The following is a 795-nucleotide window of genomic DNA, read 5'->3' on the forward strand; positions in this document are numbered from 1 at the left end:
AACCGTTATATGGCATTTTTTAGATGATGATCCGATGAAAAAAGTAATTATAATCCTGACTTTAATATTTTCTATTTCTTCATTTGCTCAAGAAGCTGGACAAGAAGAAATTACTTTTTCAAGGATTAAAAATTTAACTGACGAACAAATTAACTCAAGCGGTCCAGCAAAATTATTATTTGCTAAAAAGTCAGAAATAAGAAACTTAGCAAAACAAGATATAGAAAATGGAAATCCATTTTTGCTTCTACAAGGAGGAATTGCACCAGTAATAATAGCTACTGATCCTCAGTTTGAGGATAAATATGAAGTATATTTTTACGAATATGGTTGTACAGGTCCTGATCAAAATTTAATAGAAGATTACAACAAAATAATATTCAGTTATTTAACAGACCAGTATGGCAAAAATTGGACTGAAGAAGTTAGAGATGATCTTGTAGGACTACAAAGGTGGAAGAAATTAAAGAGATAAATTAAGATGAAAAAGTTTAAAATTATTGGATTATACTTATTAAGCGTAATCTGTATTTTCACATTTTTCTACCTTCATAATTCAGATTATTTATCATCATTGATTGAAAAAGCTGACAATTTTAGAATTCAGAACGGATTTTTTATCTTCTTAATTACCGGATTAATAGAATATGGATTACTCCTAACAGGAATATTTATAATCGCAGTTTTGACTTATTTATTAGTTCAAAAAAACGCCACATAACAACGGTTCATCGCCAATAAGCGGCACCGTTAGTAAGAAAATAATTAACTTGATCAACAAATCAATACTAAGCC

Annotated in this window: 1 protein-coding gene; it reads left to right on the top strand. The window is 28.9% G+C overall.

Annotation, left to right across the window (positions count from 1 at the left end; translation table 11 throughout):
* Window positions 1–475 (top strand): FEKKY domain-containing protein (locus tag RM539_RS19875; protein WP_311505163.1); only part of this gene is annotated, 475 nt, incomplete at its 5' end.
* Window positions 476–795 lie beyond the last annotated feature (320 nt).

Origin of the sequence: Autumnicola musiva (assembly GCF_031846585.1) — a bacterium.
Classification (GTDB): Bacteria; Bacteroidota; Bacteroidia; order Flavobacteriales; family Flavobacteriaceae; genus Autumnicola; species Autumnicola musiva.